This is a genomic window from Fusobacterium sp. (assembly GCF_032477075.1).
Classification (GTDB): domain Bacteria; phylum Fusobacteriota; class Fusobacteriia; order Fusobacteriales; family Fusobacteriaceae; genus Fusobacterium_A.
Genome location: NZ_JAWDXO010000003.1, coordinates 152,875 through 171,756, shown reverse-complemented (window position 1 = coordinate 171,756; position 18,882 = coordinate 152,875). Strand labels below are relative to the sequence as shown.

Here is an 18,882-nt window from a genome sequence, read left to right as displayed (position 1 = left end):
ATGTATGTCTCCTTTGTATAATTAGGGTGGTAACTATATTATACAAAAAAGAGAGCTGAGTAAAACATTTTTTTTAAATGTTACTCAGCTTTTTTTATTCTATAAAGATTTTTTTCTATACTTTAGAAAATATTTGACAATTTATATTTTTTTATGTTAATATTGAAACATGAATACGTATATAAGAATTATGTACGAATATACGAATAAAAATATATAAAGGGGGATAAAATGATTTACTACATACCACCAGTTAACTTATTAGGAAGAGGATGTCTTGCTGAACTTAAGCAACCATTATCAACAATGGGATGTAAAAAAGCTTTAGTTGTAAGTGATAAATTTCTTATGGGGAATGGAACAATAAAAAAAGTTACCGATATATTAAAAGAGGCTGGTGTAGACTTTGTTGTCTATGATGAACCAAAGCCAAATCCTACAGTAAAAAATGTTGAAGATGGATACAAGATATTAACTGATGAGAAATGTGACCTTGTTGTAAGTATTGGAGGAGGATCACCTCAAGATTGTGGAAAAGCTATTGCTGTACTTGCAACTAATGGAGGAAATATAAAAGATTATGAAGGAGTGAATAAAACTAAAAATAAATCACTTCCTATAGTTGCTATAACTACTACAGCTGGAACATCTGCTGAAGTAACTATTAATTATGTAATAACTGATGAAGAAAGACATGTAAAAATGATTATGGTAGATACAAATTCTTTAGCTGCAATAACAGTAAATGATCCTGAACTTATGATGAGCAAGCCTACTCCTCTTACAGCAGCAACAGGGATGGATGCTTTAACACATGCTATTGAAGCAGTAGTGGCTAAAGGTGCTATGGATGTCACTGATTGTACAGCACTATATGCTATAAAAGAAATTTTTGATTATCTTCCAAGAGCAGTAAAAAATGGAGATGATGTAGAAGCTAGAGAACAAATGTGTTATTCATGCTTCTTGAATGGTATAGCTTTCAGCAATGCTGGACTTGGAAATGTACATGCAATGGCACATCAACTTGGAGGACTATATGACCTTCCTCATGGAGTTTGCAATGCTATGCTTCTTCCAATAGTAGAAGAAGAAAATGCAAAACATGCTCCTGAAAAATTCAGAATAATAGCTAAAACTATAGGTTATAATGTAACTGATAAGACTGATAAAGAGTGTGTGGATTATGTAATTGGAAGAATAAAAGCGTTATCTGAAGAAGTAGGAATACCAAAATCATTAAAAGATGTAGGTGTAAATAATCCAGATTTTGAATTATTGGCTGAGAATGCTATGAAAGACGCTTGTGCTGGAGCAAATCCAGTATATTTCACTAAAGAAAAGCTTGTAGAGTTATTTAAAAAAATATCTTAATAAAAATCTTTCCACCAAATAAATAAACAAAGTAAAAAGCACTAAGGAAGTTTTATTCTTTAGTGCTTTTTATATGTAGATTCTTTTAGGAAGAATTTAAAGTGCAGGATAAAAAATACCTTTTTGTCTTAAAAATTAATTTTCAAGATTATAAATAATGAGATTGAAAAAATTTGTATTAGTTTAAATTATTCATATTATTGTTACTATATAAAAGGATTTTAATTGATATTAAAAGTTAAATTTTTTAATTAAATTTACCTTAGTTGACAGGAATTTTATTGTTGCTGTTGAATAATTTAACATAGAAAATAAATAAAGTAATTGAAAAAATAAAGAATATATGTAATAATATTACCATATGTTGTGTTTTGTTTTATATATTCACAATATATAGTAAAATGATATATTGAACTTAGGAGGAAAATAATGATAACAGTATTTGGAAAAGAAGGATGCAGTAAATGCGAATCATTAAAAAAGACATTAGATAATAAAGGGATTGAGTATAAATATATTCAGGATTTAAAAACTTTAATGACTATAGCTAGTAAAAATAGAATTATGAGTGCTCCAGTTATTGAAAAAGATGGAAAATATTATCCAATGGAAAAATTTTTAGAGGTTATATAATGAGAGAAGTTATAAATAGAGCAGGAATAAAAGAAAACTTAGATATAATAAAAATTAGAGAGAAGCTTATAAGAGCTTGTGAAGGACTTGAAGTCAATATGATTGAATTGGAAAGCTATATAGATTCAATATACCAAGAAAATATAACAACAAAAAAAATACAGGAGTCTCTTATAAATCAAGCAGTTGCCATGACGAGTTTTGAAGAAAGTGATTGGACATATGTTGCAGGAAGGCTTCTTATGATGGAAACAGAAAGAGAAGTTTTTCATAAAAGAGGATTTTCATATGGAGAGTTTTATAAAACAGTAAAAACTCTTACAGAAAATAGAATATATGATAACAGGCTTCAGGAATATACAGAGGATGAAATTAAAGAACTGGAAAAAGTTATTGATACATCAAGAGATATGATGTATGACTATGCTGGAGCTAATATGTTTGTAAATAGATATCTTTTGAAATATAAGGGAAATATTTATGAACTGCCACAGGAAGTATTTATGTGTATAGCTATGCTGCTAGCTATAAATGAAGAGAATAAAGTGTCAGTAGCCAAAAGATTTTATAATGCTTTATCATTGAAAAAAATATCTTTAGCTACTCCTATTTTGGCAAATTTAAGAATACCAAAAGGAAATTTATCATCATGTTTTATTACTGCAATGGATGATAATATAGAATCTATTTTCTATAATATAGATACTATTGCCAAAATAAGCAAAAGTGGAGGAGGAGTAGGGTTAAATGTTTCAAGAATAAGAGCAAAAGATTCTATGGTAAATGGATATTATAATGCAAGTGGTGGAATAGTTCCATGGATAAAAATAGTGAATGATACAGCTGTAGCTGTAAATCAGCAGGGAAGAAGAGCAGGAGCAGTAACAGTAGCATTAGATTCATGGCATTTAGATATTGAGTTATTTTTAGAACTTCAGACAGAAAATGGAGATCAGAGAGGGAAAGCTTATGATATATATCCTCAGGTTGTTCTGTCTGATTTATTTATGGAAAGAGTAGAAAATGATTTAGAATGGACATTGGTAGATCCATATGAGGTGCGTAGAAAATATGGAGTTGAACTCTGTGAACTCTATGGAAGAAAATTTGAAGAAATTTATATATCTTTAGAAAAAGATGACTCTTTAGAATTGAAAAAAGTAATAAAAGCCAGAGAATTATTTAAAGAAATAATGAAAGTACAATTAGAAACAGGAATGCCATATATATTTTTTAAAGATAGAGCAAACCTAATGAATCATAATAGTCATAAGGGAATGATAGGAAATGGGAACCTATGTATGGAAAGTTTCTCTAATTTTTCTCCAAGCAGAGATTTTACGGAAAAGGTTGTTGAAGAAAATGGAGTAAGAAATGTAAAACTTGGAGAGGTTCATACATGTAATTTAGTTTCATTAAATCTAGCAGAAATAATGAGAGAGGAACTTGAGGACATAGTTGATATAGCTGTAAGAATACTTGATAATACAATAGACTTAACAAAAACACCAATAAAAGAATCAGACAGACATAATATTGCATACAGAACTATAGGAGTAGGAAGTATGGGACTGGCAGATTATTTAGCAAGAGAATTTATGATTTATGATGAATCAATGAATGATATAGATGAATTATTTGAAGAGATTGCTTTATACAGTATAAAATCCTCAGCATTATTGGCTAAAAATAGAGGACAATATCCAATGTTTAAAGGGTCATTGTGGGATAAAGGTTTATTTTTTCAAAAAAATAAAGACTGGTATATGGCAAATTCCAAATATACAGATAAATGGAATGAAGTATTTGAGTTAGTAAGAAAATATGGAATACGTAATGGAGAACTTACTGCAATAGCTCCTAATACTTCTACATCACTTCTTATGGGAACAACAGCATCTGTCAATCCTACATTTTCAAGATTTTATATAGAGAAAAATCAGAAAGGAGCAGTGCCAAGAGTAGTAAAATATTTGAAAGACAGGGCATGGTTCTATCCAGAATTTAAAAATGTAAACCCACAGGTATATGTAGAAATAATGAGTAAGATAGGAAAATGGACTACTCAGGGAGTTTCAATGGAACTGATTTTTGATTTAAATAAAAATATAAGAGCAAAAGATATTTATAATACTTTTATGACAGCATGGAAAAATGGTTGTAAATCAGTATATTATATAAGAACAATTCAAAAAAATACTAATATAATAAATGAAAAAGAGGAGTGTGAAAGCTGCAGTGGATAGAAAAAAACTTTTTAATCCTCTGGGAGATGATTCTTTATCTAAGAGAAAAGTAATAAAAGGTGACAGTACAAATATATTTAATTTAAATAATGTTAAGTATCAGTGGGCTAATCAACTTTACAGAACAATGATGGGAAACTTTTGGATACCAGAAAAAATAGATTTGACACAAGATAAGAATGATTATAAAAATTTGACAGATCAGGAGAAAGAAGCCTATGATGGAATTTTATCATTTTTAATATTTCTTGATAGTATTCAGACTAATAATATTCCAAATGTATGTGATTATATAACTGCTCCAGAAATAAATCTGATACTTTCCATTCAGACATTTCAAGAGGCAATACACTCACAGTCTTATCAGTATATAATAGAATCTATTCTTCCAAAAGAAATAAGAAATTCTATATATGATAAATGGAGAGAGGATAAAATACTGTTTGAAAGAAATAAATATATTGCTGAAATGTATCAAAGATTTTTAGAAAATCCAAATGATGAAAATTTTTCTAAAGTTATTATAGCTGACTATCTTTTAGAAGCAATATATTTTTATAATGGGTTTAATTTTTTCTATCTCTTGGCAAGCAGAAATAGAATGATGGGAACATCTGATATAATAAGGCTTATAAATAGAGATGAATTATCACATGTTGTTATCTTTCAACATTTATTGAAAGAAATAAAAAGTGAAAATCCAGGTTTTTTCAATGATGAAGAAATTTATGATATGTTTAGAAAAGCAGTAGAACAGGAAATAAATTGGACTAACCATATAATAGGGAATCAAATTCTTGGGATAACAGAAGAAACAACAGAACAATATACAAAATGGCTGGCTAATGAGAGATTGAGAAGTATTGGTTTAAAACCAATATATGATGGATTTAATAAAAATCCATATAAACATCTTACAAAATTTGCAGATACAGAAGGAGAAGGTAATGTAAAAGCAAATTTCTTTGAAGGAACAGTAACAAGTTATAACATGAGTTCATCTGTTGATGGTTGGGATGAAATATAAGAAAATAATTTTTAGATAAAAGGGAGTTCAATAAAATTGAGCCCTTTTTTTATAAAAATTATAAAAAAAGAAAGGGATACAAGTTTATACTTGTTAAGATATGTCTAAAATATGGTTTTACACTTTTATTAATTTTTAATATTATATAAACATAGAAAGAAAAAGTTTTAAAACTATATTTTTAGATTTTTGGCCCAATTTTAAGAGTGTTTTTAATTAATATAGGAGGATAAGTATGAAAGAAATGACTAATTTAGATATTATATTTGAAATGTATGAGAAACCTTATATAAAAAATGAAAAGGACAAAAATAATTATCATGAAATAACTAATTCAGATATTATATGCTATATATATAAGAAAATTGAAGAAAAGATTGAAGCAGTAAAGAAAGATAAATATACTGAAATAAAAGATTCATTTTTTAATAAAAGGTTAGGAATAAGCAAATAATTTTATAATTTAGATCTGGTATTTAAAATAATACCAGATTTTTTTTTATTAAATTAATAAAAAAGAAAATTTATAAATCGTACAAATAAAAAAATATGAAATATTAATTCGAGTATAAATATATAAAGAAAATACCTTAAAATCTTGAATGATAATTTTTTAAAAAACAAAAAAATGAAAAGAAATTTCTGATTAGAGAAAATAATGGTTGACATACATTATTTAAAGGAGTATAATCCTAACAATATCAGAAAGTTTTGTAACCTCTGTACTTAAATAATGGTACTTTTTGTTGTGTGTACATAATTGAGTACAGAAATTATAAAGAATATAATAAAATTATAAGGGGGAACTTATGAAAAAATATGTTGTTGGATTTTTTATGTTTTTATTTTCATTGTTCAGTTTTGCTGCAGAAGCAGATTATCATATTGGAGTGGTAAGTGGAACAGTATCTCAGTCAGAAGATAGCCTTCGTGGTGCAGAAGAACTAGTGAAAATGTATGGAGCAAGTGACAAAGGTGGAATGGTTACTCATGTTACTTATCCAGATAACTTTATGCAGGAGATGGAAACTACTATTTCTCAAATGGTAGGATTAGCAGATGATCCTAAGATGAAAGTTGTATTAGTAGCAGAAGCTATTCCAGGTACAGTTGAAGCTTTTAGAAGAATAAGAGAAAAAAGACCTGATATATTATTGATAGCAAATGCCCCACATGAAGATCCAGAAATAATCAGTGATGCAGCTGATTTAGTAACTAATCCAGACAATGTAGCAAGAGGATATTTGATTGTAAAGGCTGCTAAAGAAATGGGAGCCACTAAATTTATGCATATATCTTTTCCAAGACATTTAAGTTATGAATTATTATCAAGAAGAAGAAATATAATGGCAGAAACAGCAAAAGATCTTGGGATGGAATTTATTGATATGTCTGCTCCAGACCCAGTAAGTGATGTTGGAGTAGCAGGAGCTCAACAATATATATTAGAACAAGTACCTAACTGGTTGGAAAAATATGGTAAAGAGACAGCATTCTTTGCAACAAATGATGCTCATACTGAACCATTGTTAAAAAGAGTAGCTGAAGTTGGAGGATATTTTGTAGAAGCAGATTTACCATCTCCTACAATGGGATATCCTGGAGCTTTAGGGATAAAATTCTCTGAAGATGAAAAAGGAAACTGGCCAAAAATATTAAAGAAAGTTGAAGATACTGTAGTGGAAAAAGGTGGAGCTGGAAGAATGGGAACATGGGCTTTCTCATATAACTTTATTTCTGTTATCGCTTTAGGAGAGCATGCAAGAGCTGTTGTAGAAAAAGATGTAGATGCTAATGACTTTGACTCTATTATGGATTCATTGAAGAGATTTACTCCTGGTGCTGGATGGAATGGAAGTAACTATACAGATGTCAATGGAGTGGAAAAAGATAATTTCTACTTATTATATCAAGACACTTATGTTTTAGGGAAAGGTTACATGAACATGACCAATGAGACTGTTCCTGAAAAATATTTTAAAATAAAATAATAAGGGAGGGGTAATCCCCCTCCTTTAATTTTCAAGGGGTGAAAATGTGGATAATGTATTATTGAAAATAGAGGGACTTTCAAAGTCTTTTGGAGAAAATATAGTATTAAAAGATATAAATTTGGAGGTTAAACCTGGTGAAATAGTAGGGCTGGTAGGAGAGAATGGAGCTGGAAAATCAACTTTGATGAAGGCTATTTTTGGTATGCCAGTTATTTCTGAAACAGGAGGGTATGGAGGAAAAATAATTTTTAATGGAGAAGAAACAAATTTCAAATCTCCATTTGATGCTCTTGCTGTTGGAATAGGAATGGTTCATCAGGAATTTTCTTTAATACCTGGTTTTAAGGCTAATGAAAATATCGTTTTAAATAGAGAATCTACTGCTAATAGTTTTTTAGAAAATCTTTTTGGTAAAAGAATAAGGAGAATAGATTCAAAAAATATAGAAGAGAGAGCTGATAACGCTATTTCTCAACTGGGTATAGAGATAGATCCTAATATCATTATTAATGAGATGCCAGTAGCTCATAAACAATTTACAGAAATAGCTCGTGAGATTGAGAGAGAGAAAACAAAGCTTTTAGTTTTGGATGAACCTACTGCTGTTTTAACTGAAGAAGAGGCAAAAGTATTGCTTGAAACGATGAGAAGACTATCTGAAAAAGGGATATCTATAATATTTATTACTCATAGGTTGGATGAAATAATGGATGTATGTGATACGGTAGTGGTTTTGAGAGATGGACTTTTAATTAATACTGTAAATACAAAAGATACTGATATGAATCAGATAACAGAATGGATGATAGGAAGAAAAATGGGAGAGTCTGAAGAAAAAACAGAGACTCTGGATGAAAATAAAGAAGTTATTATCTCTATGAAGAATTTCTGGGTAGATATGCCAGGAGAAATGGTAAAAGGATTAAATTTGGACATAAAAAAAGGGGAAATTTTAGGACTGGGAGGTATGGCTGGTCAGGGTAAAATAGGAATTGCAAATGGAATAATGGGATTATATGATGCAAGTGGAAAAGTAATTTTTAAAGAACAAGATATAAAATTAAATGATCCTAATAATACATTAGAAAAGGGAATATTTTTTGTTTCAGAAGATAGAAAGGGAGTAGGATTACTTCTTGAAAGCTCTATTGAAGAAAATATAGCCTATCCAGCTATGCAGATACAAAGAAAGTTTTTCAAAAAAAGATTTGGAGGTTTAGTCAGTCTTGTTAATGAAGAAGCAATGAAGGAAAATGCTCAGGACTATATAAAAAAATTGGAAATAAGATGTATGAGTGAAAAACAGAAAGTTCAGGAATTAAGTGGAGGAAATCAACAGAAAGTATGTTTGGCTAAAGCTTTTACTATGAATCCAGAAGTTCTGTTTGTTTCTGAGCCTACAAGAGGAATAGATGTAGGAGCTAAAAAATTAGTTTTAGATACTTTGAAAGAATATAATTCTACAAGGGGAACAACTGTAGTAATAACATCTTCTGAAATAGAAGAATTGAGAAGTATATGTGATAGAATTGCAATAATAAATGAAGGAAAAGTTGCAGGGATACTACCACCTACAGCAGATATATTAGAATTTGGTAAGATGATGGTAGGAGTATCAAAGGAGGGAAACAATGAATAAGATAAAGACTCTGCTGAAGAATGCAGGGTGGCCTAGGATAATAATAACTCTGTTTCTCTTGTCTATGTATATAGTTTCTCCCTTTATAGGAATAAATTTAAAATCAGCTTTAGGAGATACATTAGTACGATTTGGAATGAACGCTATATTGGTTTTATCTCTTGTACCAATGATACAGTCTGGAACAGGATTGAATTTTGGAATGCCTCTTGGAGTAGAAGCAGGACTTTTGGGAGCAGTAATAAGTATAGAGATTGGGCTTAGCGGATTTGCAGGTTTTATTGGAGCAATAATAATATCAATACCCTTTGCTGTTTTATTTGGATGGCTATATGGACATATTCTTAATAAAGTAAAAGGTGGAGAGATGATGATTGCTACATATATTGGTTTCTCATCTGTTGCTGTAATGTGCATAATGTGGCTTGTTCTTCCATTTAAAAGTCAGGATATGATTTGGGCTTATGGAGGAGAAGGACTTCGTACAACCATCAGTGTTGAGAGCCACTGGCATAGAATTCTTGACAAGGTACTTCATATGCCAAGTGACATGCTTCCAGTGGGAGAAATAGTATTTTTTGCTATATTGGCTTTTGGAATGTGGGTATTTTTCAGATCAAGAACTGGTTATGCAATGAAAGCTGTTGGAACTAATGATAAATTTGCAAAGGCAACTGGAATCAATATAGATAAAATAAGAGTAAAATCTGTTGTTATGTCTACAGTACTTGCAGCAGTTGGAATAGTAGTATATCAGCAAAGTTTTGGATTTGTACAATTATATCTTGCACCATTTTATATGGCATTCCCTGCTATAGCAGCAATTCTTATAGGGGGAGCATCTGTAAACAAAGTTACTATTGTCAATGTTATAGTAGGAACATTTTTGTTTCAGGGAATACTGACAATGACACCTACAGTTGTTAATAATATAATCCAGACAGATATGTCAGAAACAATAAGAATTATAGTATCTAATGGAATGATATTATATGCTTTGACAAGAAAGGAAGGTGCTGGAAGTGGAAAATAAAATTAAAAAATTCTTAGTAAATAATATAGTTCCTATATTTATGGTAATAATAATACTTTTATCCATACCAATATCTGGATTGAGTATAGAATATCTTATACAGGAAATAATTTTAAGACTGTCTCGTAATTTATTCTTAGTATTATCTCTTTTAATACCCATAATAGCAGGAATGGGACTGAATTTTGGTATAGTGTTGGGAGCAATGGCTGGACAGATAGCTTTAATATTTATAACTGACTGGAATATAGTTGGACTTCAAGGATTTTTTCTTGCTGTTATAATAACTCTTCCAATAGCAGCTCTTATGGGCTATATAGGTGGAATTGTTTTGAATAGAGCAAAGGGCAGAGAGATGATCACATCTATGATACTTGGATTTTTTATCAATGGAGTATATCAGCTTTTAGTTCTATACGGAATGGGAAAAGTAATACCTATAAAAAATGAAGCAATTCTTCTTTCAAGAGGGCATGGAATAAGAAATGCGATAGATCTCAAAAATATAAGAAGAGCTTTGGATGATGGAATAGTTTTTAATATAGGACAGTATTCTATTCCAGTATTAACAATTCTTGCTATAGTACTTCTATGTTTTTTTATAGTTTGGTTTAGAAAAACTAAACTAGGTCAGGATATGAGGGCAATAGGGCAAGATATAGAAGTATCTAAATCATCAGGTATAGCAGTTGATAGAACAAGAATACTAGCAATAGTTATCTCTACTATTCTTGCTGGAATAGGGCAACTGATATTTCTTCAAAATATAGGAACTATGAATACATATAACAGTCATGAACAGATAGGAATGTTTGCTATTGCAGCTCTTTTGATAGGAGGAGCAACTGTATCAAAAGCAAGTATTCCAAATGCACTTAGTGGAGTAATTCTTTTTCATACTATGTTTGTGTTAGCTCCTAGAGCAGGTAAAGAACTTATTGGTTCAGCACAGATTGGAGAGTATTTTAGAGTATTTGTATCATATGGAATAATTGCTTTTGTTCTTATACTTCACCAATGGAGAAGAGAGAAAGAAAAAGAAGCAGAGAGAAAAAGAATACTTGATGCAAACTCTAGTCAGGCAGGTGGAAACTAATGAAAATAGTGAGAAACTGGATAATTTTAATAGCAGTTCTTGTAGGAATTGCAGTAGCTTTGTTTATCAGTGGAAAACAACATAGAGTATTTATTGATAATAAAAAAGTTGGAGAATATACAGCCATAGATGTTTCATATTCTATAAGTGGAGAGAAAGCTAAAAAAATCAAAGTAAATAAAAAAGCAATGGTATACGTAAAAGGGTCAAAACACAAATTAATTATTGAATTTAAAGATAATACAGGTAAAGATGTTACATTGGAGAATGAATTTAAGCTTTCACCAATGGAAGATGCAACTATTTATCTGCCACTGTTAATAAATGGAGAAGAGAATTGGATAAAGAGAGACAATTAAATTTAAGCATAGCATTAAAGCTCTCTTTTTAGAGAGCTTTTTACTTTTTTTTACTAAAAATTGTCAAAAAAAGTTATCTTTTTTTTAATTAATATGATATAATATCTTGTTATTTAATTAAAAAAATATACCTCTTTTGAGAATTTATAAATTAATGTTTAGAGAGGTGTATTCTGACGCTGATATGGGGATAAGCAGAAAGATATGATCACCAGAGATGGTGGTCAATATAACAATATTTAGAAAATCAATTGGATTTTCTGCTAACTTTATTAATTCGGAGGAAATAATGAGAAAAAAAATATTCATGTTATTAATTTTTCTTCTTTCATTTACTGCTTTTTCAGAAGTCATAGTAAATGAAAGTGAACTAAAAAACAAACAGTTTTATCTAAATAAAAGAATTGATTTTAGTGCAATACAAGGAAATGAAAGAAAGAAATTATTCATACAAACACTTGTACCGATAATTGAAAATATTGAAGTAGAAATAAAAATTGAAAAAGAACAGATAAAGAAAATAATTGAAAAAGGTGTAAGTACACAGGAAGAAAAAAATATTTTAAATAATGCTTTTACAAAATATAAAGTAAAAAATATGAATATAGAGGAGCTTTTGAATAAAATGATAATACCTCCTACCTCATTAATAATAGCTCAAGCTTCATTAGAAAGCGGATGGGGGACTTCAAATGTTGCTAAAAAAGGAAATAATCTTTTTGGAATGAAATCTTTTTCGAAGGATCAGAATAAAAGTGTTAAAGTAGGAAAAGGGACTTATTATAAAAAATATGATACTATTGATGAGTCAGTAAAAGATTATATAATGACATTAGCAAGACATGGGGCTTATAAACAACTTAGAACAGCAATAGTTAATGGAGAAAATTCATTAAAATTGGTAAAACACTTAAATAATTATTCTGAAATAAGAGAAGAATATGGAAGAAAATTGACAACTATAATAAAAGCTAATGATCTATTGGAGCATGATGCCTAATCTAAATGTGATGAAAGTGTATTAAATTATTTGAAAATCAAAATATAAGTGTTTGAAAATACAACATTTTTTTTAAATTACACTTGACAAGATTTATAAAATGATATAAAATTTAATTAGTTAAAAAATTAAATGAATATTAGGAGGTATTTTAATGCACGTAATAGATAAAGATACTTGTATAGGATGTGGAGCTTGTGAAGGAACTTGCCCAGTAGGAGCGATATCTGCAACTGATGATGGAAAATATGGAATATCAGATAGTTGTGTTGATTGTGGAGCTTGTACAGGTGTATGTCCTGTTTCAGCTATATCAGCTGAGTAATTAAGTTAGGAAGAGTCATTTTTAATGGCTCTTTTTTTATAAAAAAATAACTATTCATGAGTTAAAAAGCCAATAAAAAATATAAAATTATATAAAAAATACATCCAATATCTTAGACAATTAAGATATTGGATGTATTGCACTTAAGACATTTTTTCAATTTTAAATCATAAAGTTATCTGGAGTATTTAAAAATTTATATGTTTAGTAATAGTTAATAATAATTTATAATATATTACAGTTAAGAATATCTTTAATAACTTTTTCTTTACTAATTCCATTTTCCTTTAGAACTTCATCTACATCATATCTGTCAATAAACTCTTTTTTGAAACCATAATTTTTAACTTTAACATCTGAGGTACCATAGAAAGATGACACCTTTTCTCCAAACCCCCCATTTAGAATACCATCTTCCAGAGTAATAATCATATCATGATTATTTAATAGATCTTTAAGCATTGCTTCATCTAATCCTGTAATATATCTTGGATTAATCAGTGTTGGGATAAATTTTAATTTTTTTTCTATTTCTTTTGATATTTCCTCTCCTAATTGATAAAAGTCTCCTAAGGCTAAAATTGCTACTTTATTTCCATTTATTTCTATTTTATATTTATTAATATCATTGTAATCAGTGCCAACATCTCTGTTATCTGATATAACTCCATTACTTGGAATACGAATTGCCACAGGATATTGAGATTGTTCTATACTCCAGTCCAGCATAGCAAGATATTCTTCTTTAGAAGTAGGCGCCAGATAAACAATATTTGGAATATTTGAAATTAGTGGAATGTCAAAAATACCTAAATGTGTAACATCGTTCATACTGTATATAGATGCACCATTTACTAATATAGTTGCAGGATTATTATTAATACATAAATCTTGTGATATCTGGTCATATGTTCTTTGAATAAAGCTGGAATATGTTGCAAATACTGGTTTACATCCATTTTTAGCAATCCCTGAAACCATAGCAACAGCATGTTCTTCAGCAATTCCTACATCCACAAATTGTTTTCCTGCTTTTTTTCTTTTTTCTGCTGTAAATCCAATATTGGTTGGAACTCCAGCAACAACAGCAGTTACTCTATGGTCTTTTTTCATTTTATTCAATAAATAATCTGCAGTTATTGAACTATAGTCTTCATCAAAAGATAATGATATATTTCCAGTTTCTATATCAAATGGGAAATTCCAATGCCAGTTTTCTTTGTTCTCTTCAGCAAATTTATATCCCTTACCCTTTTGAGTATTGATATGAACAACTATTGGATGATTGATATCTCTTACTTTTGTAAATGTTTCAATTAATTTTTCAATATTATTTCCTTCATTCTCATAAATATAGTCTAAGCTCATTGCTTTAAAGAGATTACACTCATGAGTTCCATTACTTTCTCTTAATTTTTTTAAATTTTTATATAATCCGCCATGATTTTCTGCAATAGACATATCATTGTCATTAACAACAATGATAAAATTACTGTTTAATTCTCCTGCAAAGTCCAATCCTTCTAATGCTTCTCCACCACTCAGAGAACCATCACCAATCACAGCAATAATATTTTCATTATCATTTTTTAAATCTCTTGCTTTTGCTAGACCAGAAGCTAAACTTATAGATGTTGAAGTATGACCTATATTAAACATATCATGTTCGCTTTCATCAGGATTTGTATAACCTGAAACATCATGGAAATGCTCTTCATATAGATAAGCATCTTTTCTTCCTGTCAGCATTTTGTATGGATAACTTTGATGAGATACATCAAATACAAATTTATCTATAGGAGAATTAAAAACATAATGCATAGCAATGATAGCTTCAACCATTCCTAAATTAGGACCTATATGTCCTCCAGTTTTACTCAGCCTGTTAAGAAGAGCTTTTCTCATTTCATCTGCCAGTTTTTTTAACTCTTCCATATTCATTTTATTTAAATCTTTTGGGTTATCTATTTTTTCTAAATACATATTTTTTCTCCTTATATAATAATATTTTTTGATTTATTTCTTGATGTATTAAGTCTAACATCTGGAGTGGACTCTAGGTCAAGAATTAATTTTTATTTTTTTATTGTGATAAAAATCCCCTTCAAGATAAAACTAGAAGGGGAAATTTTTTTTATTTCAGATTTGTTTTAAAGAAATCAGTTAATTTATTAAATGGTATCATGTCAACACGGTCATATAAATCCACATGTCCAGCACCAGGAACAACAAGTAATTCTTTTGGTTCAGCTGCACGTCTGTATGCATCTTCGCTAAACTCTTTTGAATGAGCCTGGTCTCCAGTAATAAATAACATTGGACGAGGAGAGATAGTTTCAATGTCATTAAATGGGTAGAAATTCATAAATTTTATGCTACTTGTAAGTGTAGGGTGTGTTGTTGTTTCAGAAGTAGCTCCTTTAGGTGTGAATTCCCCACGTGAAGTACGATAGAAATCATAAAATTCTCTTTCTATTGGAGATGAATTTTCATCAATTCTATGTACTGTTCCACTAGTATATTTAGTTTCTCCACCATTAAATTCTACATAACGCTGTTCAGCAGCTTCAGCAATGAATTCTTTACGCTGCTCCAATGTTAATGAATGGTTGAGTGCATTACGACTAGCTGATCCCATATCATACATACTTACTGTAGCTATGGCTTTCATACGAGGATCAATTTTTGCTGCACTAATAGCGAAACTTCCACTTCCACAGATACCAAGAGCACCAATTTTATTTTGATCAATAAATGGGCGAGTTCCTAAATAATCAATTGCTGCACTGAAATCTTCAGCATAGATATCTGGTGATACAGCATTACGAGGCTGTCCTTCACTTTCTCCCCAGAATGATAGATCTATTGCAAGTGTTACAAATCCCTGTTCAGCAAGTTTTTGAGCATATAGATTAGAAGATTGCTCTTTTACTGCTCCCATAGGATGACCAATAATTATTGCTGAATTTTTAGCATTTTGATTAATATTTTTTGGAACAAATAAATTACCTGTAACCCCCATTTTATATTGATTTTGAAATGTGACTTTTTGTAAAGTTACTTTATCACTTTTATAGAAATTGTCAGCTCCATTCGACATATCAGCAGCAAAAATATTACCTGCTCCAGTAGTCATTAAAGCCATTCCAAGCATAATCCTTTTGCAAGTTGATAATAATGATAAATTTTTCATTTTTAACCTCCTTAGATTTTAAGACTTTTAATCTTAACTGAAGTATATAATAAAAATTTTCAAATAACAAATACTTATATTGAATATAATAATATGCTTTTTAAGCATGTTATTATTTGGGTTTAAAGATCTAGAATTAATATTATATGTCTGCTATTTTGAAATTTTAATAAAAATATTCCAATGTTTTTAAGACATAAGTCAATATTCAATATAGGTATTTGACATAAGCTGTATTAAAGGTTATTATAGGAAGTAGCAATAAAATAATATTAAGGGAGGAGAAGGATATGAAAAAGTTATTTATTAAGTGTATTTTGCTGCTTTGTATTGTATTTAAGCTTCAAGCAGCAGAGATTAAAACTATTGATAAAGTAGCTAAAGATTATCAAGAGGCGGCCTATGGTTTTATGATACATAATTATACTTCAGATGCTGATCTTGAAAAAATAGCAAAACTGGGAATTCCAGAAATTCCAGCTGAATCAAAGCCTGAAACAGTTTTAGTTAAAGGAACAGAAGAAAAAATTGATATTCCACTATATATTTATCGTCCTAAAAATTCAGAAAATAAAAAATTACCTGTTCTTTATTATTCTCATGGAGGAGGTTTTTTACTTAGATTAGCTTTGAATAATTATCAATCTTATCAAAGTTTAGCAGATAATCTTAATGCAGCTGTTGTTGTTCCAAAATATAGATTATCAACTGAAGCTCCATTTCCAGCAGCTCTTGAAGATGTTTATAATGGTCTTATCTATTTAAAAGAAGAAGGAAAGAAATTAAATCTTGATTCTGATAAAATTATTTTGATGGGAGACAGTGCTGGAGGAGGATTATCAGCAAGTCTTGCTCTCTATAATAGAGATAATGCAAATATAAAAATTTTAGGGCAAATCCTTATTTATCCAATGCTTGACAGTCGTACTGGAAGTGAAGATTCTTTATATAATGCTCCATTTACTGGTGAAATTGCATGGAATGCTCAAACTAATAAATTTGCATGGGAAAAATTAAGAGACAATAAAAAAATTTCAACTGAAATGCTTCCTTATTTTTCTCCTAGTCAGGCTCAAAATCTTAAAAATCTTCCTCCAGCTTTTATTTATGTAGGAGAGTTGGATTTATTTGTAAATGAAGATTTAGATTATGCAAATAGACTTATTCAAGCAGGAATAACAACTGAGTTTCATTTAGTTCCAAGTCTTTATCATGTATTTGATTTGGCTAATCCTGAAGCACAGCAGTCAAAGGAACTATGGAATAAGGTATATAAAGCAGCTGCTCATATGTTTAATGAATAATATATAAAAAAAGCTCTGGGATATTCCAGAGCTTTGATATTTTTATTTATTTTATGAGTATATTTGCTATTGAATTAAAATACGAGTAGCTATTTTAGGATTTTCTATTTGTATATCAGCATTGTCTGTAGCTACTTTTTTTATTTCTGATGCAAAGGTTAAAGACCCAAAAAGCATCAATGTAAATAGTAATATTTTTTCATATAAATACCTCCTGAGTTTTAAAGATTTTTACCTAAATTAAAAGATTCCTTTAAAGTATCAGGAAAATTTCTAATAGTTCCAGCTATATCAGCACCAAGTCCTTTTACTACACCTTTTAAATTTGTTTTTTCAAAACAATCCACCCAACCTTGAAGTCCTTTAATAGCTCCATCCATTGAATTTTTACTGTTATCTGCTGCTGTTGCCAGAAGGTAGATATCAGTAAATGAATAATCTGATGGAAATAGAGGGTTTGTTCTGTCTAATAAAGTTTTCATCTGGCCACACATTTCATAGAAATATATTGGTGTAGCAAATACAATAACATCATTATGAAGCATCTCTTCCACAATGTCACTGGCATCATCTTTTATAATACATTTTTTAGTAGACTGGCAAACCAAACATCCTTTACAGAAATTAATAGTTTTGTCATAAAGATTTATTTTTTTAATCTGATGTCCAGATTCAAGAGCACCTTTTTCAAATTCAGATGCTAATATATCTGAATTTCCTTTTTTACGTGGACTTGTAGAAATAATCAAAACATTTTTTTTCATATCTCTTCTCCTTTTACATTTTAAATTTCTCTCATAACTATATTCTTTTTATTATTTTTGCTGGAACTCCTCCAGCAACTACATTTGCAGGAATATCTTTTGTAACCACTGCTCCTGCTGCAATTATTGCATTTTCTCCTATTCTGACACCAGATACAATTGTCACATTAGCACCTATCCAGACATTTTTTTCTATGATAATTGGAGCTGGATATGTAGTTCCTCTATCTTCAGGATTAAAACCATGGTCAAGAGTTGCTAAAGTTACATTGTGCCCAATAAGTACCCCATCTCCAATAAAGATTCCTCCTTGATCTTGAAAATGGCAGCATGTGTTTATAAAAACATTTTTTCCAATATGAATATTTTTTCCGCAATCAGTATAAAATGGTGGAAAGATACGAAAAGAACTATCAATATCTTTTCCTGTTAATTGTACAAATATTTCTCTGATTTCTTCAGGAGTATGATAGGAATTATTTAATTTAGTTGTTATTTTCATAGCTTCATTGCTTAGTTTTGTCATAAATATATGAATATCTGTATTTGTTGGGATATTTTTTCCACTATTTACATGCTCTAAAAATTTTTCAATAGTCATTTATAATCTCCTTGATAATAAGATTTTTTAAAAGCTCAATACAATTCTAAAGAATTTACTAGAAAATCTATATATTAATTAAGGATGAGAGTATTAAAATAATAGTATAATCTAAAAAGATAAAAATCTTTATTTAATATTCATTAGATTTTATTATGCTTATTGTATTTTTATTATATAGCAGAAGTAATTTAATATCAAATACCTATATTAAATATAAATATATGCTTATTAAGCATATATTTTTTTGTATAAAAGTATAATTTTTTTTCGCTCTAAAATTTCCTTTAAATT

General features: G+C 29.3%; 17 protein-coding genes. 13 read left to right on the top strand and 4 right to left on the bottom strand.

Annotated elements, in window-relative coordinates:
- Positions 1-231: 231 nt before the first annotated feature.
- The 12 genes from E6771_RS03005 (at position 232) to E6771_RS02950 (ending at position 12,726) form a co-directional block, all read left to right on the top strand.
- Positions 232-1,374 (top strand): iron-containing alcohol dehydrogenase, encoded by a 1,143-nt coding sequence (locus tag E6771_RS03005; RefSeq protein ID WP_316089581.1) that lies wholly within the window; start codon positions 232-234, stop codon positions 1,372-1,374.
- A 429-nt stretch (positions 1,375-1,803) separates the two neighbouring features.
- Positions 1,804-2,007 carry a glutaredoxin family protein gene (locus E6771_RS03000; RefSeq protein ID WP_316089580.1) on the top strand — a complete coding sequence of 68 codons (204 nt, stop codon included), beginning with the start codon at positions 1,804-1,806 and terminating at the stop codon, positions 2,005-2,007.
- On the top strand, positions 2,007-4,253 hold the full coding sequence (locus tag E6771_RS02995) for a ribonucleoside-diphosphate reductase subunit alpha (RefSeq protein WP_316089579.1): 2,247 nt from the start codon (positions 2,007-2,009) through the stop codon (positions 4,251-4,253). The genes E6771_RS03000 and E6771_RS02995 overlap by 1 nt, the downstream gene beginning before the upstream one ends.
- On the top strand, positions 4,246-5,280 hold the full coding sequence (locus tag E6771_RS02990) for a ribonucleotide-diphosphate reductase subunit beta (protein WP_316089578.1): 1,035 nt from the start codon (positions 4,246-4,248) through the stop codon (positions 5,278-5,280). The genes E6771_RS02995 and E6771_RS02990 overlap by 8 nt, the downstream gene beginning before the upstream one ends.
- A gap of 235 nt (positions 5,281-5,515) precedes the next feature.
- Complete coding sequence (locus tag E6771_RS02985; protein ID WP_316089577.1) at positions 5,516-5,734, top strand: hypothetical protein; 219 nt, start codon at positions 5,516-5,518, stop codon at positions 5,732-5,734.
- A 355-nt stretch (positions 5,735-6,089) separates the two neighbouring features.
- The gene (locus tag E6771_RS02980) at positions 6,090-7,271 is read left to right on the top strand and encodes a DUF3798 domain-containing protein (protein ID WP_316089576.1); all 1,182 of its coding nucleotides are present in this window, start codon (positions 6,090-6,092) and stop codon (positions 7,269-7,271) included.
- A gap of 46 nt (positions 7,272-7,317) precedes the next feature.
- Complete coding sequence (locus E6771_RS02975; protein WP_316089575.1) at positions 7,318-8,913, top strand: sugar ABC transporter ATP-binding protein; 1,596 nt, start codon at positions 7,318-7,320, stop codon at positions 8,911-8,913.
- The gene (locus E6771_RS02970) at positions 8,906-9,946 is read left to right on the top strand and encodes an ABC transporter permease subunit (protein ID WP_316089574.1); all 1,041 of its coding nucleotides are present in this window, start codon (positions 8,906-8,908) and stop codon (positions 9,944-9,946) included. Before E6771_RS02975 ends, E6771_RS02970 begins: the two co-directional genes overlap by 8 nt.
- A complete protein-coding gene (locus tag E6771_RS02965; protein WP_316089573.1) occupies positions 9,936-11,042 on the top strand; it encodes an ABC transporter permease in 1,107 nt (368 codons plus the stop codon). The genes E6771_RS02970 and E6771_RS02965 overlap by 11 nt, the downstream gene beginning before the upstream one ends.
- Positions 11,042-11,401 (top strand): DUF6672 family protein, encoded by a 360-nt coding sequence (locus tag E6771_RS02960; protein WP_316089572.1) that lies wholly within the window; start codon positions 11,042-11,044, stop codon positions 11,399-11,401. The genes E6771_RS02965 and E6771_RS02960 overlap by 1 nt, the downstream gene beginning before the upstream one ends.
- 289 nt (positions 11,402-11,690) lie before the next feature.
- Positions 11,691-12,401: a glucosaminidase domain-containing protein gene (locus E6771_RS02955; protein WP_316089571.1), complete on the top strand. Its 711-nt coding sequence runs from the start codon at positions 11,691-11,693 to the stop codon at positions 12,399-12,401.
- Positions 12,402-12,555: 154 nt separating this feature from the next.
- Positions 12,556-12,726 (top strand): 4Fe-4S binding protein, encoded by a 171-nt coding sequence (locus E6771_RS02950; RefSeq protein ID WP_316089570.1) that lies wholly within the window; start codon positions 12,556-12,558, stop codon positions 12,724-12,726.
- Between the two features lie 225 nt (positions 12,727-12,951).
- On the opposite strand, the gene E6771_RS02945 is transcribed toward E6771_RS02950, so the two are convergent.
- A complete protein-coding gene (locus E6771_RS02945; protein WP_316089569.1) occupies positions 12,952-14,709 on the bottom strand; it encodes a 1-deoxy-D-xylulose-5-phosphate synthase in 1,758 nt (585 codons plus the stop codon).
- 151 nt (positions 14,710-14,860) lie between these two features.
- Positions 14,861-15,919, bottom strand: coding sequence for an alpha/beta hydrolase (locus E6771_RS02940; protein ID WP_316089568.1), 1,059 nt, complete (start codon positions 15,917-15,919; stop codon positions 14,861-14,863).
- Between the two features lie 290 nt (positions 15,920-16,209).
- Between E6771_RS02940 and E6771_RS02935 the strand changes: the two genes are divergently transcribed.
- Complete coding sequence (locus E6771_RS02935) at positions 16,210-17,223, top strand: alpha/beta hydrolase (RefSeq protein ID WP_316089567.1); 1,014 nt, start codon at positions 16,210-16,212, stop codon at positions 17,221-17,223.
- A 221-nt stretch (positions 17,224-17,444) separates the two neighbouring features.
- On the opposite strand, the gene E6771_RS02930 is transcribed toward E6771_RS02935, so the two are convergent.
- Together E6771_RS02930 and E6771_RS02925 are read right to left on the bottom strand one after the other, a co-directional pair.
- On the bottom strand, positions 17,445-17,987 hold the full coding sequence (locus E6771_RS02930; RefSeq protein WP_316089566.1) for a flavodoxin family protein: 543 nt from the start codon (positions 17,985-17,987) through the stop codon (positions 17,445-17,447).
- 37 nt (positions 17,988-18,024) lie between these two features.
- Positions 18,025-18,588: a DapH/DapD/GlmU-related protein gene (locus E6771_RS02925; RefSeq protein WP_316089565.1), complete on the bottom strand. Its 564-nt coding sequence runs from the start codon at positions 18,586-18,588 to the stop codon at positions 18,025-18,027.
- Positions 18,589-18,882: the final 294 nt, after the last annotated feature.

Coding starts and splice junctions, on each gene's coding strand:
- E6771_RS03005 (WP_316089581.1), top strand. CDS start 232: ATGATTTACTACATACCACCAGTTAACTTATTAGGAAGAGGATGTCTT.
- E6771_RS03000 (WP_316089580.1), top strand. CDS start 1,804: ATGATAACAGTATTTGGAAAAGAAGGATGCAGTAAATGCGAATCATTA.
- E6771_RS02995 (WP_316089579.1), top strand. CDS start 2,007: ATGAGAGAAGTTATAAATAGAGCAGGAATAAAAGAAAACTTAGATATA.
- E6771_RS02985 (WP_316089577.1), top strand. CDS start 5,516: ATGAAAGAAATGACTAATTTAGATATTATATTTGAAATGTATGAGAAA.
- E6771_RS02980 (WP_316089576.1), top strand. CDS start 6,090: ATGAAAAAATATGTTGTTGGATTTTTTATGTTTTTATTTTCATTGTTC.
- E6771_RS02970 (WP_316089574.1), top strand. CDS start 8,906: ATGAATAAGATAAAGACTCTGCTGAAGAATGCAGGGTGGCCTAGGATA.
- E6771_RS02960 (WP_316089572.1), top strand. CDS start 11,042: ATGAAAATAGTGAGAAACTGGATAATTTTAATAGCAGTTCTTGTAGGA.
- E6771_RS02955 (WP_316089571.1), top strand. CDS start 11,691: ATGAGAAAAAAAATATTCATGTTATTAATTTTTCTTCTTTCATTTACT.
- E6771_RS02950 (WP_316089570.1), top strand. CDS start 12,556: ATGCACGTAATAGATAAAGATACTTGTATAGGATGTGGAGCTTGTGAA.
- E6771_RS02945 (WP_316089569.1), bottom strand. CDS start 14,709: ATGTATTTAGAAAAAATAGATAACCCAAAAGATTTAAATAAAATGAAT.
- E6771_RS02940 (WP_316089568.1), bottom strand. CDS start 15,919: ATGAAAAATTTATCATTATTATCAACTTGCAAAAGGATTATGCTTGGA.
- E6771_RS02935 (WP_316089567.1), top strand. CDS start 16,210: ATGAAAAAGTTATTTATTAAGTGTATTTTGCTGCTTTGTATTGTATTT.
- E6771_RS02930 (WP_316089566.1), bottom strand. CDS start 17,987: ATGAAAAAAAATGTTTTGATTATTTCTACAAGTCCACGTAAAAAAGGA.
- E6771_RS02925 (WP_316089565.1), bottom strand. CDS start 18,588: ATGACTATTGAAAAATTTTTAGAGCATGTAAATAGTGGAAAAAATATC.